The sequence below is a fragment of the Bradyrhizobium erythrophlei genome (assembly GCF_900129505.1).
GTDB lineage: Bacteria > Pseudomonadota > Alphaproteobacteria > Rhizobiales > Xanthobacteraceae > Bradyrhizobium > Bradyrhizobium erythrophlei_D.
This window is the reverse complement of sequence record NZ_LT670818.1, coordinates 9,171,391-9,184,651: the sequence shown is the minus strand read 5'-3', so window position 1 is coordinate 9,184,651 and position 13,261 is coordinate 9,171,391. Positions and strand designations below refer to the sequence as shown.

The window sequence follows — 13,261 nt, the reverse complement described above, 5'->3', positions numbered from 1 at the left end:
GAAAAAATCGACCGCGATCCTTGCCTTCGTCACCGTCTATTCACCGAAGAAGACCCACGATCCGCTATTCCTGTCGAATTACGTCACCATCAATCTTCTGGATTCGATCAAGAGCACACCCGGCGTCGGCGATGCGTTCCTGTTCGCGGCCCAGGACTATGCCATGCGCGCCTGGGTCAGGACCGAGCGCCTGACCGGGCTCAATCTCACCGTCAGCGACATTATCAATGCCATTCAGTCGCAGAACGTGCAGGCGGCGGTAGGGCGCATCGGAGCACGGCCGATCTTTAACGATCAGCAGTTGCAGCTCAACATCCAGACCAAGGGTCGGCTAAGCTCGGTCGCGGATTTCGACAACATCGTCATCCGGACCAATCCGGATGGCTCGGTACTGCGATTGCGCGACGTGGCGAAGCTCGAACTCGGCGCCGCCAACCTCGACCGCGACACGCGTTTCAACGGCCAGGACGCGGCCGCGGTGGTGATCTACCAGTCGCCCGGCGGCAACGCGATCGACACCGTCAATGCGGTGCGAAAGAAGCTTTCCGAGTTCGAGAAGCGCTTTCCCGAGGATATGGCCTGGAAAATCACCTACGATCCGACGATCTTCGTGACCGATACCATGCACGAAGTGAAGAAGACGCTGCTCGAAGCCTTTGTTCTCGTGGTGCTGGTGGTCTTCCTGTTCCTCGGCAATGTCCGCGCAACGTTGATTCCGACCCTTGCCGTGCCCGTGAGCCTGATCGGAACGTTCATTGTGCTCAAGGCGGTCGGTTATTCCGCCAACACCGTCTCGCTGCTCGCCATCGTGCTTTCGATCGGCATCGTCGTCGACGACGCCATCGTGGTTGTCGAGAATGTCGAGCGGGTGATGGAAGAGAATCCCGAATTGTCGCCCGCCGAGGCGAGCAAACGCGCCATGGCGGAAATCACCGCGCCGATCATCGCGATTACGCTGGTGCTGCTCTCGGTCTTCGTGCCGATCGCGTTCATCCCGGGCATTTCCGGCGAACTGTTCCGCCAGTTCGCGGTGACGGTCGCGGTTTCGATGCTGCTTTCCGCCATCAACGCGCTGACGCTTTCTCCGGCCCTTTGCGCCGTTCTGCTGAAGCCCCACCACGGACCGAAGCGCGGCATCATCGGCTGGATGATGCGCTCGATCGACTGGGTGCGGGACGGGTATGGCGCCATCGTTGCGCGGATGGTGCGCTTCTCGATCATCGGTCTGGTGATGGTCGTGGTGGCGGGGGCAGGGACCGTTGCCCTGTCCAGGATAACGCCGACGGGGTTTGTGCCGGAGGATGACCAGGGCGCGATCTTCGTCGTCGTCCAGTTGCCGGGCGGAGCCTCTGTCGGACGAACGTCCGAAGTGATGCGCCAGGCCGAAGCCGTGGTGAAGGAAGATCCCGCCGTTGCCGAATACACCTCCATTATTGGATTGAATTTCATCGACAATTTTTCGCAGCCCAATGCCGGCTTTATGGTCGTGACGTTCAAGCCGTTCGAGGAACGCAAGAGCCCCGAGCTCGGCGTTCGAGAGGTGATCGCGAGGCTGCGAACTGAATTCCGCCAGATCCAGGGTGGCACCGTGGTGCCGCTGGCACCGCCACCGATCGTCGGTTTGGGAACAGGCGGCGGCTTCACTTATGTGCTCGAGGATTTGCGGGGCGGCGATCCCAAGGAACTCGCCCAGGTCCTGCGCGGCGTGATCGTGGCGGCCAACCAGGATCCGCAACTGCGCGGGGTATTCTCAACGTTCTCGGCGACCAATCCATCGATCTATCTCGATATCGATCGCGACAAGGTGCAGATCCTCGGTGTCCAGCTAAAGGATGTATTCCAGGCGCTGCAGGCATCGCTCGGCGGCTACTTCATCAACAACCTGAATCTGTTCGGCCGGACCTGGCAGGTGCAGGTCCAGGCCGAGGCCGCCGACAGGTCGGGCATCGACGACATCTATCGCATCAATGTGCGCAACGCTGAAGGGAAGATGATCCCGCTGCGAAGCCTTGCAGAGACGCGCGTTGTCGTCGGTCCGCCGGCATTGATCCGATATAACAACCTCCGCGCTGCAACCATCCAGGGCGGTCCCGCTCCCGGCGTATCGTCCGGTCAGGCGTTGAAAGCATTTGAGCAGGTTGCGGCAAAGACGCTGCCGCCCGGCTATACCGGCGAGTGGACCGACACGGCATTTCAGGAAAAGCGGGCCGAGGGCAAGACCGCCATCATTCTCGGCTTTGCGGTGCTGTTCGCCTATCTGTTCCTGGTCGCACTCTATGAGAGTTGGACGATTCCGGTTCCGGTCCTGCTATCGGTCGCGATCGGCATTCTCGGATCGTTTGGCGCCATCGTCCTGAGCGGGCTGACGCTCGACCTCTATGGCCAGATCGGCATGGTCGTGCTGATCGGCCTTGCGGCCAAGAACGGCATCCTGATCGTCGAGTTCGCCAAGGAAAAGCGCGAGCACGGCATTCCTCTGCTGGAAGCCGCAGCCGAAGGCGCGCGCCTGCGCTTCCGTCCGGTGATGATGACGTCGTTCGCCTTCATCCTGGGGCTCTATCCTCTGGTGGTGGCACAAGGTGCCTCAGAGCTGGCGCGGCGTGGCGTCGGTACCCCGGTGTTCGGCGGCATGATCCTGGCGTCCTTCATCGGCATTTTCGCAATCCCGCCGTTGTACGTGATGTTCCAGGCCATTCGCGAACGGCTTCGGCCCGGCGCACGTCCCGCGACCGAGCGGCAGCCTGCTGCAACGAAACCGCAACCGAAGCCACCCGAACATATTGCCGCGGAATAGGCGTCACCTCTCCAGGGAGAATGCAATGTTTGACTTTCCTCGTTTAGCAATCCTCGGCGCTGTTCTGTCCGGGGCGGCGCTGATGCTGCCGGTCCGGGCCGGCGCTATCGAACTTTCAGGCGCATGGGCAACGGAAGCGGATCTGTGCAGCCGCGTATTCAGCAAGAAAGGCAACCAGGTCGTGTTCGCCGAGCTGTCGGACCTGTTTGGTTCAGGCTTCATCATTGAGGGGAACAAGATCAGGGGAAAGAGCGCCCGATGCACGATCACCTCGAGAAAGCAGGACGCCGATAATCTTGATTTAGGGGCGGCCTGCGCGACGAGCATCATGAACCAGAACGTTCGTTTCAACCTGAAGGTCATCGACGACAACAATCTGAACAGGCTGTTCCCGGATATCCCGGGGATGTCGCTAAAATATACGAGATGTGCTCTCTAGCACTGATCGTGATAGCGGCGTTGGCGGGGCCGCTGGCCATGTCCAAAGTTTCGCAATATTCAGAAGTGGGGACCATGCGAGACGGGCGCCGGTTCGAAATCCGTGCCCTTCGACCGGAAGACCGGGATAATCTCATCGCGGCGGTCGGCCGCATCGGGACGGATTCGCTCTACCGCCGCTTCTTTGCAGTCAAACGCGAGTTCAGCGAGAAGGAGACGGCCTTCTTCGTCAATGTGGATTTTGTCAATCACGTTGCGCTGATCGCAGTGGTGGAGGAAGATGGCAAACCGACGATTGTCGGTGGCGGGCGTTTTATTGTTGTGAGCCCGGGACAGGCCGAGGTCGCATTCGCTGTGGTCGACAAATATCAGGGTCAGGGTCTCGGCACGGCGCTCACGCGCCATCTCGTTGCGATCGCGCGTCGGGCGGGCCTGCGGGAATTGATTGCGGACGTACTGCCGGATAACAGGCAGATGTTGAACGTCTTCCGGAAAAGCGGTCTGCCGGTCAGCACCAGACGCGACGCCGGGAGCTTGCACGTCACGCTTCGGTTGATCTAAGCCGGCCTGGCTGCGATTTATCGCTTGAAGCGGCGCCGGATTGATTTGGATCAATACTAGCGACCGATCGAGTCCTACGTTTTGATGACCCAGCCGTCCCCGAGCTGGTATTGGTGTTCGAGACCCCCATAGAGCACCAAAGCTGGAGGCCGCCACTTCCCCTGTGACGGCCTCTCCCTTGAGTGCAAATCGTTGGCTGAGAAAAACGGTCGAAGCGCTCGAATCAGCGCTGTTCAGCGATAGTGCTGTCCGATCACCTCCGCAACACAGGCGGGGCGCTTGCCGCCCTCCAGTTCGATGGTGACCTTGTACGTGACGCGGAGGGCGTCAGGTGGCACATCCTCGGCCTCCATAACGGTAACGCGCGCTCGCAGGCGCGAGCCTGCCGGGACCGGTGTGAGATAGCGAATTCTGTTGGCGCCATAATTCAGCGTATTCTTCAGCCCCTTCACGCCGATAATCGACCGAATGAACACCGGGATCAGCGAGAGCGAGAGCAGTCCGTGCGCGATCGTAGTCCCGCCGGGCGACTCGCGCGCGGCGCGCTCGGTGTCGACGTGGATCCATTGTTCGTCGCCGGTCGCCTCGGCGAACTGATTGATGCGGTCCTGGGTGATTTCGATCCAGTCGCTGACGCCGACCTCGGTACCGACTGCGGATTTGAGTTCACTGAAATCGTTGAACACTCGCATCTTGTGCTACCCTCGAGGTTGACTCGTGTGCGAGCCGGGATGTCGGGTCAGATCGCCATTTCCGGCACCTTGGTCGGGACGGCAAGCTCAGCCTCGGTATTGGCGACGACGTCTGCGACGCTGACGCCCGGCGCGGTCTCCATCAGGGTCGCGCGTCCTTCAGGAAACGCGATCACCGCCATATCGGTCACGACAAGGTCGATCGCCCTGACTGATGTCAGCGGCAGATTGCACTTCTTGACGATCTTCGACTTTCCCTTGGCGGCGTGCTGCATGGCGACGATCACGCGCTTGGCGCCGGTCACGAGATCCATCGCTCCGCCCATCCCCGGGACCATCTTGCCCGGGATTGTCCAGTTGGCGAGTTGGCCTCCGCTATCGACCTGAAGCCCGCCCAGCACGGTCATATCGACATGGCCGCCGCGGATCAGGCCGAACGACATGGCGCTATCGAAGCAGCATGCGCCGGGAAGCGCGCTGATCGGGCGCCCGCCGGCATCGGTCAGTAGCGGATGCTCCATGCCCTGTTCAGGAATAGGACCGGTGCCGATCAATCCATTTTCGGACTGGAAGAACACCTTGAGGTCGGCCGGAACATAGTTCGCGATCAGCGTCGGAATGCCGATGCCGAGATTGACGAGCATTCCCGAGCGGAGTTCGAGCGCGACGCGGCGGGCGATAATTGTTTGTGCGTCCATTTTTTCACCCGTTGGCGATGAGGTAATCCACGAGCGGGCCGGGAGTCACGACATGGTCCGGCGCAATGACCCCGACAGGCACGATGTTCTCCGCGGTGACGATGACGGTATCTGCCGCCATTGCCATCACCGGATTGAAGTTGCGGGCCGTCAGCGCATATTGAAGATTGCCAAGATAGTCGGCCAGGAACGAATGGACCAAAGCGAAGTCGGCACGCAGGGCCGTCTCCAACAGATAGGTTTTTCCGCCGACTTCGATCCTCTGCTTGCCCTGTTCGACGGTGGTGCCGACGCCGGTCGGCGTCAGAATACCGCCCAGTCCGCAGCCGCCGGCGCGGATCCGCTCGACGAGCGTTCCCTGCGGCACCAGATCGATGGCCATCTTCTGCGCCATCATCAGCTGCTGCGCCTTGGGATTGAGACCGATGTGGCTGGCGATCATGCGGGTAACCAGCCCCGCGTCGACCAGCTTGCCGATTCCCTTTCCTGGCAGCGCGGCGTCGTTGGCGATGACGTAAAGATTGGATTTGTGTTGTCGGACCAATTCGTCGAGCAGACGCTCCGGTGTCCCGACCGCCATAAATCCGCCGATCATGACGCTGGCGCCATCGGGGATCACGCCGACTGCTTCTTCTAGGGAAACGACCTTCATGATCCACTCTCCGTCAGGCTGGAAGCGGAAAAACATTCGAACACCAATGCGGAAGCGGCGCGTTGATTTGCATCAAACAACAATGTGATGTGCGAGAGGTCGCGTTGTTGGGAGTGACCGCGCTGCAGCTATGCCCGCTCCGCATCAGGCTGATCGCGGCGCACGCCGATACCGTCGAGCACGGCCTCCCACAGCTCGCGTACCTGCGCATGACGATGTTCGACGGCCGCGTTGACGGCGTTACGAACCGGCAGAAGCTGCGGGCTCTTAGGGAGCGGGGCGTTTCTGGCGTGGTACCGATGGCCTCGGTACGCCGGACCGGCCTGCTTGATTGTCCGGCGCGGTGGCCATCAGGGCCCGACACCCCAACCCCACCGTCAGAAGCTTGACGCCAACTCGACCAGATGACGGTGCGCCGCATCACGGGCGAGCCTCGCGGGCCCGGCGGGGCCGGCCGTCGGCCCAATCAGTGCGAAGCGAACGTCGCTGACGCCGATGAAGCGCAAGGCCTCGCGCAAATAGGGGCTCGCCATGTCGATGCGCCCTCGATTCATGCCGGTGACAAAATCGCTGCCGCTGGCCAGGATCACGACCGTGGGTCTGTTTTTCAGGAGCGGAAGATAGCCCTGGGCCGGATCGAAGCGGAAAGTGAGCCCCGGCTGCACGATCAGATCGAACCATTGCTTCAGCTTGTAGGGAATGGCGAAATTCCACATCGGCGTGGAAATCAGGACGCGGTCCGCGAGCGCGAACCGCATCGCCATCCGCTCGAGGACGGCGAACGCGTCGCGCTCGGCGCCGCTGAATTCGCGCCCGCTCAGGCGCGCGTATTTGGCGTCCAGCGTATCGCCCTCGAATTCGGGCAGGGTTTCGCGCCAGATGTCCATCACGTCGATGTCCCAGTCCGGCCGCACCTGCTGAAATCGGGTCACGAATATGTCGGCGCCGGCCGAAGATTCGGAGGCCGGACGCGGCGAACAGCGCAGGTGGAACAGTTTTGGCACGGCTCCCAGCCTTTCTCGACGCCGCTCCCGACGCTCAACCTATTGCCTTGATCACCGCGTCCGCACTGGTGACGATGGCGACGTTCTGCATCGCGAAATTGATCGACGCATGGTGCCACTCGGCGTTCATGGTCGAACAGCAATCCTCGGGCACGATCATGAAATAGCCCTTGTCGGCTCCGGTGCGCGCGGTGTGTTCGATCGACATGTTGGTCCAGGCGCCGGTATCGATCAGCATGTCGCGGCCGGTGGCTTTCAGAATCGTCTCCAGCCGGCTGCCTTCCCACGCGCTCATGCGCATTTTCTCGACGATGAAGTCACCCGGACGCGGCTCGAGCCCTGCCACGGGCGCGGCGCCCCAGGAGCCGCGCACAAGTGCCTTGGAATCGGCGAGGCCCTCGAACAGCGGTGCGTTCAGCGTCAGGCCGGGCGCGCCCGGTTCGACAATGAACCAGACATGGATCACGACGACGCCGCGCGCGCGCGCCGCGTCGGCGAGCCGACGCACATTGTCGACGACGTGCTGGGCGCGGGCATGGGCCGGCGCGCCCGAGTCCGCGAAGGCGCCGCCCTCCATGATGACGTCGTTCTGCAGATCCTGGATAATCAGCGCGCAGCGCTTCGGATCGAGCTCAAGGCCGTCAGCCCTGAGAATGGGTGCGGGCGCGGAAGACGGCGTCGCGCTGGCTGCGCCTCCCGCGGAGGTCATGTAAGGCTCGCTGCGCGGCCCAACCTTGGTCGTAACGGTGTAAACCGAGTGCGTCGCGGTCATGAACAACGTGCGGAAGTCGGTGCCACCCCAGGTGAGATTGGCGACGAGTTCGGGCACGCGAACCTTGCCCAGGAGATCGCCGTTCGCTGCGTAGACCCACACGCCGCCCGGCGCGGTCACCCAGATATTGCCGCGCTGATCGCACTTCATGCCGTCGGGCACGCCGGGCTCGAGTTCCGAGCGGATGCCGCTGGCGAACACGCGGGCGTTGGCGAGCGAACCGTCGGGGGCGACGTCGAAGGCGCGGATCAGCGCCTGCACGGTATCGTTGACATAGAGCCGTTTTTCGTCCGGCGAGAAGCAGAGCCCGTTCGGCTGCTCGAACAAATAGCGGTCGACCACCAGTTGCGGCGCGCCGCCGGGAGGGACGCGATAGACGCCCTGGAAGCCGAGCTGGCGCGGCCGCTCGACGCCGTAGACCGGCATGCGACCGTACCAGGGATCGGAGAAATAGATCGTGCCGCTCGAATGCACGCAGACGTCATTTGGGCTGTTGAGCTCCTGTTTCTCGAAATGCGAGGCGATTACCTCGCGGCGGCCGTCGGGCCGCTCGCGGATCAGCGAGGACGTCGCGTGCTCGCAGACGATCAGGTTCAGCTCGGCATCATAGGTCATGCCGTTGCATTTGTTCGAAGGGCGCTTGACCTCGATGACACCGCGCGCGGCGTCCCAGCGGCGCCGCACGTCAGCGGGCATGTCGGAAAACAGCAGATAATGACCGGCCGGATGCCAGATCGGCCCCTCGGTAAAGGTGAAGCCGCTGCCGAGTTGCCCGACAGGCGCGTAGGGATCGATCAGATCTTCGAATTCGGAACGCAACGTGGCGTGGGTCATGGGCGATCCCTTCGCTCTGCTTCAGGCCGGGAACCAGTTGCGTTTGGGCAGCGACTGGACGATCGGGCCCGGTACCTGGTCCTGCAGCCGCCCAACGACATTGCCGCCCTCGATCTTGCACGGCCGGTCATGCACCGGCAGCAGAAAGCGCGAGCTGTTGACGAGCTTCTTGATGGCCGCCTTTTCCGCACGCTTCGAGGTGCCGTGATTGCCGGTGGTGCGCGGTTCGGCGTCGTGGATCTCGCGGAAGGGATCGACCAGTTGATCGTTGATGTCGTAGAGCACGTCGCCGCAGATCGTCGCGATACCCTCGGCGGTGTGAACGTGCAGGTTCATCGAACCTTCGGTGTGGGCGTTGGCGGCCTCGCAATAGACGCCGGGCATCAGCTCGACCGGGCCGGTGATTTCGAGATCGAGGAAACGCAGCGCGCTCTTGGTGTGCAGGCGGTCGATCAGATGCTTGATGTCCGGCGCCGGATATTGCGGATGCATCAGGCCGGAGACGGAATATTCCAGTTCCTTGCGGTTGACGACCACGGTCGTGTTCATTGGAAACAAATCGTCCTTACCGGCGTGGTCGATGTGCAGATGGGTGTGGCAAACGAAGCGGACGTCCCCTATGCGCACGCCGTGACGCGCGAGCTGGTTCTCGATCATGTTCTCGTGGAACTGCAGGCCGCGCATGCCGAGCGTTTCCATGATCTGGTTGGAGCGGTAGCCGGTGTCGACGACGATCGGGTAGGGGCCTCCGACGATGAGAAAGCCCAGTGTCAGCACCCGGCGCGTGCGCCCGCAGTCGCGACCGAGCACCAGAAAACTCGATTCGAGTTCGATGTCTCCATAATCGAGAATCTTGATTTCCAGCGCCATGTTTGCCTCCCGTTTTCCTTTGTCTGTTTTTTCCCGCGCAGGACTAAGGCGCGAGCCGATAGATCCGCATGGCCGTATCGCGCAGGATCGCGTCGCGATGGCGCGGGTTTGATTGCGTGGCGTCGAGAAAGGCCTGGACCAGATCGCGATAGTTGGTCCACAGCTTCTCGATCGGAAAATTCGAACCGAACAGGCAGCGGTCGGGTCCGAAGACCGCCACGCTCTCGGCAACGATGGCCGCGATATGCGCGGGGTCGTTGCGGTGAATGAAGGTGCCCAGTCCCGAGAGCTTGCAGACGACATTCGGGCATGCCGCCAGCCGTACCATGCCGGCGCGCCAGGCCGAGCGGCCGGCAGGGGATAGGTCCTCCAGCATTCCGGCGTGCTGCAGCACGAACGTGACCTTCGGACAGGCTTCCGCAAGGTGGGCTGCGTCGGGCATCTGCGAAGTAAATACCTGCAGGTCGAAGCTCCAGCCATAGTCGGCCAGCGTTGCGATGTTGCGGCGGATCGTCGGGTCCGCGCACAGATCGGCGCGCGCCGCGAAGCGATAGAGCTCCTTCTCGTGCCAGTGCAGCTGCATCCGCGCGCCTCGCACCAGTCTGTAGCGCCTGAGCCGGTCGAGCTGCGGCCGCACGTCGTCCGCGCCGAAATCCGCGTAGGCGACGATCGCGTGCGGCCAGCCGGTTTCCTCCGAGATGCGCTGGACCCAGGCCGTCTCGTCCTCGAACCGCTCCTTCGCCCAGTTGGTCTGCACATAGACCGACCTGATGACGCCATTGCCGGCGAGGTCGTCGAGGTATTCGCGGATCGAATAGTCGCGACGGATCGGCTCATAGGGACCAAAGATCCGCGGCTGCATCGGCCCGATGAGCCAGGGAAGGTCGGCCTGACGCCAGATGTGATGATGCGCGTCGACGATACCGGTCACGCGGCTCTCCGTTGCCGAAGCGAAAGGACATGCGCAACCACCGCGGCGCTCGATCCGCCATCGGCCATGTCGTCGACGAACCGGCGAATGGCGATCAGCGCCTCGGTCTGCGGCACGAAGCCCGGACCGGCGGCGAGCGGCGTCAGCCAGCTCAGGCGCCAGGCGCGCCGCGCAAGCCTGGCGACCGCGTCGCGCAAGGCTGAGAGATCGCCGCGCTCCAGCCCGTCGGACAGGACGACGACCGCCGCACCCCGGGCATAGCCGCCGAACCGCGGTACGGCGAGAAACGCCTGCAACGCATCGCCGATCCGCGTTCCGCCGTCCCAGTCGCTGACCAGATGCGCGGCGGCCGCGAGCGCCTGTTCGCGCCGCTTCAGCCGCAACGCCCGCGTCACCCGCGTCAGGCGCGTGCCGAAGGTGAATACTTCGATACTCCGCGCCGCGTGCACCAGCGTATGCGCGAGGCGGAGATTGTCCTCCGAGCGCGCCTTCATCGAGCCGGAGACGTCGATCAAGAGCAGCATCTTGCGCGACCGGGCACGCCGCTTCAGCCGCCCGAGCCGCATCACCTCGCCGTCGTTGCGTACGGATTCGCGCAGCGTTCGCCGCAGATCCGCCCAGGGTCCTCGCCGTGCGCGCATGCGTCGATGCCCACGCCGGCGCGGCAGGCGGGTCGGGGCTTCGCGGGCGAGGCGGCGCAGCGCATCGTTCTGCACGCCCTGGCCGAACCGGCGTTCGACCAGGGCTTCGGCGCGCACCGCCATCGCGCCGGACTCATTGGCTTCATCGGCGAGCGGCGGCTCCTCGTCGCCGTGTCCCTCATCCTGCAACCGAACCTCCTCGTCGTCCGCACCCTCGGGGCCGCGAACCTCTTCGCCGCCGAGGAAGTGGATCTGGAACAGCATGTCGTAGACCGCGCGCCGCTCGGGCGGCGGCGCCAAGGTCGCGAGCCCCGCCTGCCGGATATCCTCCGGCGCGCGCGGACCGAGCAGCGTAATCGCTTCCAGGAACGCGGCGGTCTGCTCCGGCGCGATGGCAAAGTCGTTGGCGCGCAACAGGGCCACGAACGAAACGAAGGCGCGCGCGGCGCGGGGCAGCTTAGGCTCGTCCTTCACGCCGCGGCCTCCGCGATCAGCGCGTCCAGCCGGGGCGAGATGAAGGCGAGATCCTCCTCGTCCTTCAGCGCGACGCCGATCGAACGCTTGAAGGCGTCCGGCCAGCGCGCGCCCTGCTTGTTGAGCAGCGTCGCCGCCTCCGCCCAATCGACGGCCTCGGCGATGCCGGGCGCCTTGCTCAGCGGCTCGCGCCGAAGCTTGCCGACCGCGGTGACGACCGCGCGTGCGGTCGCTTCGGCGACGCTGGAGGCACGCATCATGACGATCCTCGCCTCGCGCTCCGCCGTCGGGTAATCGATCCAGTGATAGACGCAGCGCCGGCGCAGCGCTTCGTGCAGATCGCGGGTTCGGTTGGAAGTGAGCACCACCACCGGCCGCTCGGCCGCCCGGACGGTGCCGCGCTCGGGAATCGAAATCTGGAAATCGGAAAGAAATTCGAGCAGGAAAGCCTCGAACTCCTGATCCGAACGATCGATCTCGTCGATCAGAAGCACCGTTGAATCCGGCGCGCGCAGCGTCGCCAGCATCGGACGCTCGATCAGAAAACTCTCGCCGTAAATGTCGATGGTCTGCTCGCCGGCCTGGCGGATCGCCAGCATCTGCCGCGGGTAGTTCCACTCGTAGAGCGCCGCCGATGCATCGATACCCTCGTAGCATTGCAGACGAATGAGCCGACGGCCGAGCACCGCCGCGATCGCCTTGGCCGCCTCGGTCTTGCCGACGCCGGGTGCGCCTTCGAGCAGCAACGGCTTGCCCAAAGCGAGCGCCAGATAGGCCGCCGTCGCGATGCCGTCGTCTGCCAGGTAATAGGCCGCGCGCAGCGCTCTCTCCAGCGCATCCGGACTGTCGATACCGCCGATGCTGCCGCGAACTGCCATCAGCGGCGCGCCTGCGGCCGCGCGCCGCCTTGCGCCTTGATCGCGCGCAGCACTTTTTCCGGCGTGATCGGCAATTCGTCGATGCGCACGCCGACCGCGTTGAAAATCGCGTTGGCGACCGCCGGCATCACGGGATTGGCGCACATTTCGCCCGGGCCCTTGGCGCCGAACGGACCATCCGCCGCCGGACGCTCCAGCACCGCGATGTCATGCGGGCAGATATCGCCGGGGCCCGGCATCAGATATTCGACAAAATCGCGCGGCCCGTGGCCAGGGTCGGGATAATACGGCTCCGTGGTCTCAAACAGCGTGTGACTGACGCCCATCCAGGCCCCGCCGACGAGCTGCTGTTCGACCAGACGCGGATTGAGCGCGCGGCCGAGTTCGTAGGCGCTGTCCATGCGCACCATCGTCACTTCGCCGGTTTCATCGTCGACTTCGACCTCGGCGACCATGCAGGCGTGCGCGTAGCAGGTCGCCGGCGACATCTCGCCGGTCTCGGGATCGACGGCGGACAGCGGCACCAGGAAGATGCCGCGCCCGGAGATGGTCTTGCCTTGCCTGAATTGCGCGGCGATCGCGACATCCTTAGTCGAGATCGAGCGATGCGGCGCGCCCTTGACGTGAATGTTGCCGCGACCGTCGGTTTCGAGATCGGCGGCATTGACCTCGAGCTCCTCGGCGGCGGCCTCCATCATCACGCCACGTGCTTCTCGGGCGGCGGCCATCACTGCGTTGCCAACGCGATGGGTGCCGCGCGAGGCGAAGCTGCCCATGCAGTGCGGGCCGGTGTCGGAATCGGCGGTGTCGACATAGACATCCTCGACCGGCACGCCGAGCGTCTCGGCGCAGATCTGCCGGGTCACTGACTTCATGCCCTGGCCGAGATCGATCGAGGACAGCGACACCGTGAACTTGCCGCTCGGATTGGAATGCACCAGCGCCTGGCTCGGATCGCCGCCGAGGTTCATCCCGATGGGATAATTGATCGACGCAATGCCGCGTCCGCGATGCCTGGTCAT

13 protein-coding genes are annotated in these 13,261 nt (G+C 63.7%); 3 read left to right on the top strand and 10 right to left on the bottom strand.

The window, feature by feature from the left end:
• From B5525_RS43450 to B5525_RS43440, 3 genes are all read left to right on the top strand, one after another.
• Window positions 1-2,794: efflux RND transporter permease subunit (locus tag B5525_RS43450; protein WP_079572716.1), on the top strand; the 2,794-nt coding region annotated here is incomplete at its 5' end.
• A gap of 25 nt (window positions 2,795-2,819) precedes the next feature.
• Entirely contained in the window at window positions 2,820-3,233 is a 414-nt protein-coding gene (locus tag B5525_RS43445; RefSeq protein ID WP_079572714.1) for a hypothetical protein, read from the top strand.
• Between the two features lie 38 nt (window positions 3,234-3,271).
• On the top strand, window positions 3,272-3,793 hold the full coding sequence (locus B5525_RS43440) for a GNAT family N-acetyltransferase (protein WP_079574555.1): 522 nt from the start codon (window positions 3,272-3,274) through the stop codon (window positions 3,791-3,793).
• 233 nt (window positions 3,794-4,026) lie between these two features.
• Here the strand turns inward: B5525_RS43440 and B5525_RS43435 are convergent, their stop codons facing one another.
• From B5525_RS43435 to B5525_RS43385, 10 genes are all read right to left on the bottom strand, one after another.
• Complete coding sequence (locus B5525_RS43435) at window positions 4,027-4,485, bottom strand: MaoC family dehydratase (RefSeq protein ID WP_079572712.1); 459 nt, start codon at window positions 4,483-4,485, stop codon at window positions 4,027-4,029.
• A gap of 47 nt (window positions 4,486-4,532) precedes the next feature.
• On the bottom strand, window positions 4,533-5,183 hold the full coding sequence (locus B5525_RS43430; protein ID WP_079572710.1) for a 3-oxoacid CoA-transferase subunit B: 651 nt from the start codon (window positions 5,181-5,183) through the stop codon (window positions 4,533-4,535).
• 4 nt (window positions 5,184-5,187) lie between these two features.
• Window positions 5,188-5,835, bottom strand: coding sequence for a CoA transferase subunit A (locus tag B5525_RS43425; protein ID WP_079574553.1), 648 nt, complete (start codon window positions 5,833-5,835; stop codon window positions 5,188-5,190).
• A gap of 377 nt (window positions 5,836-6,212) precedes the next feature.
• Entirely contained in the window at window positions 6,213-6,839 is a 627-nt protein-coding gene (locus B5525_RS43415) for an FMN-dependent NADH-azoreductase (protein ID WP_079572707.1), read from the bottom strand.
• Between the two features lie 34 nt (window positions 6,840-6,873).
• A complete protein-coding gene (locus tag B5525_RS43410; protein ID WP_079572705.1) occupies window positions 6,874-8,445 on the bottom strand; it encodes an isochorismatase family protein in 1,572 nt (523 codons plus the stop codon).
• Between the two features lie 21 nt (window positions 8,446-8,466).
• Window positions 8,467-9,315 carry an MBL fold metallo-hydrolase gene (locus B5525_RS43405; RefSeq protein ID WP_079572703.1) on the bottom strand — a complete coding sequence of 283 codons (849 nt, stop codon included), beginning with the start codon at window positions 9,313-9,315 and terminating at the stop codon, window positions 8,467-8,469.
• 43 nt (window positions 9,316-9,358) lie between these two features.
• On the bottom strand, window positions 9,359-10,246 hold the full coding sequence (locus B5525_RS43400; RefSeq protein WP_079572701.1) for an amidohydrolase family protein: 888 nt from the start codon (window positions 10,244-10,246) through the stop codon (window positions 9,359-9,361).
• On the bottom strand, window positions 10,243-11,361 hold the full coding sequence (locus B5525_RS43395; protein WP_079572699.1) for a vWA domain-containing protein: 1,119 nt from the start codon (window positions 11,359-11,361) through the stop codon (window positions 10,243-10,245). Before B5525_RS43395 ends, B5525_RS43400 begins: the two co-directional genes overlap by 4 nt.
• Entirely contained in the window at window positions 11,358-12,239 is an 882-nt protein-coding gene (locus B5525_RS43390) for an AAA family ATPase (RefSeq protein WP_079572697.1), read from the bottom strand. Before B5525_RS43390 ends, B5525_RS43395 begins: the two co-directional genes overlap by 4 nt.
• On the bottom strand, window positions 12,239-13,261 hold the full coding sequence (locus tag B5525_RS43385) for a xanthine dehydrogenase family protein molybdopterin-binding subunit (protein ID WP_079572695.1): 1,023 nt from the start codon (window positions 13,259-13,261) through the stop codon (window positions 12,239-12,241). Before B5525_RS43385 ends, B5525_RS43390 begins: the two co-directional genes overlap by 1 nt.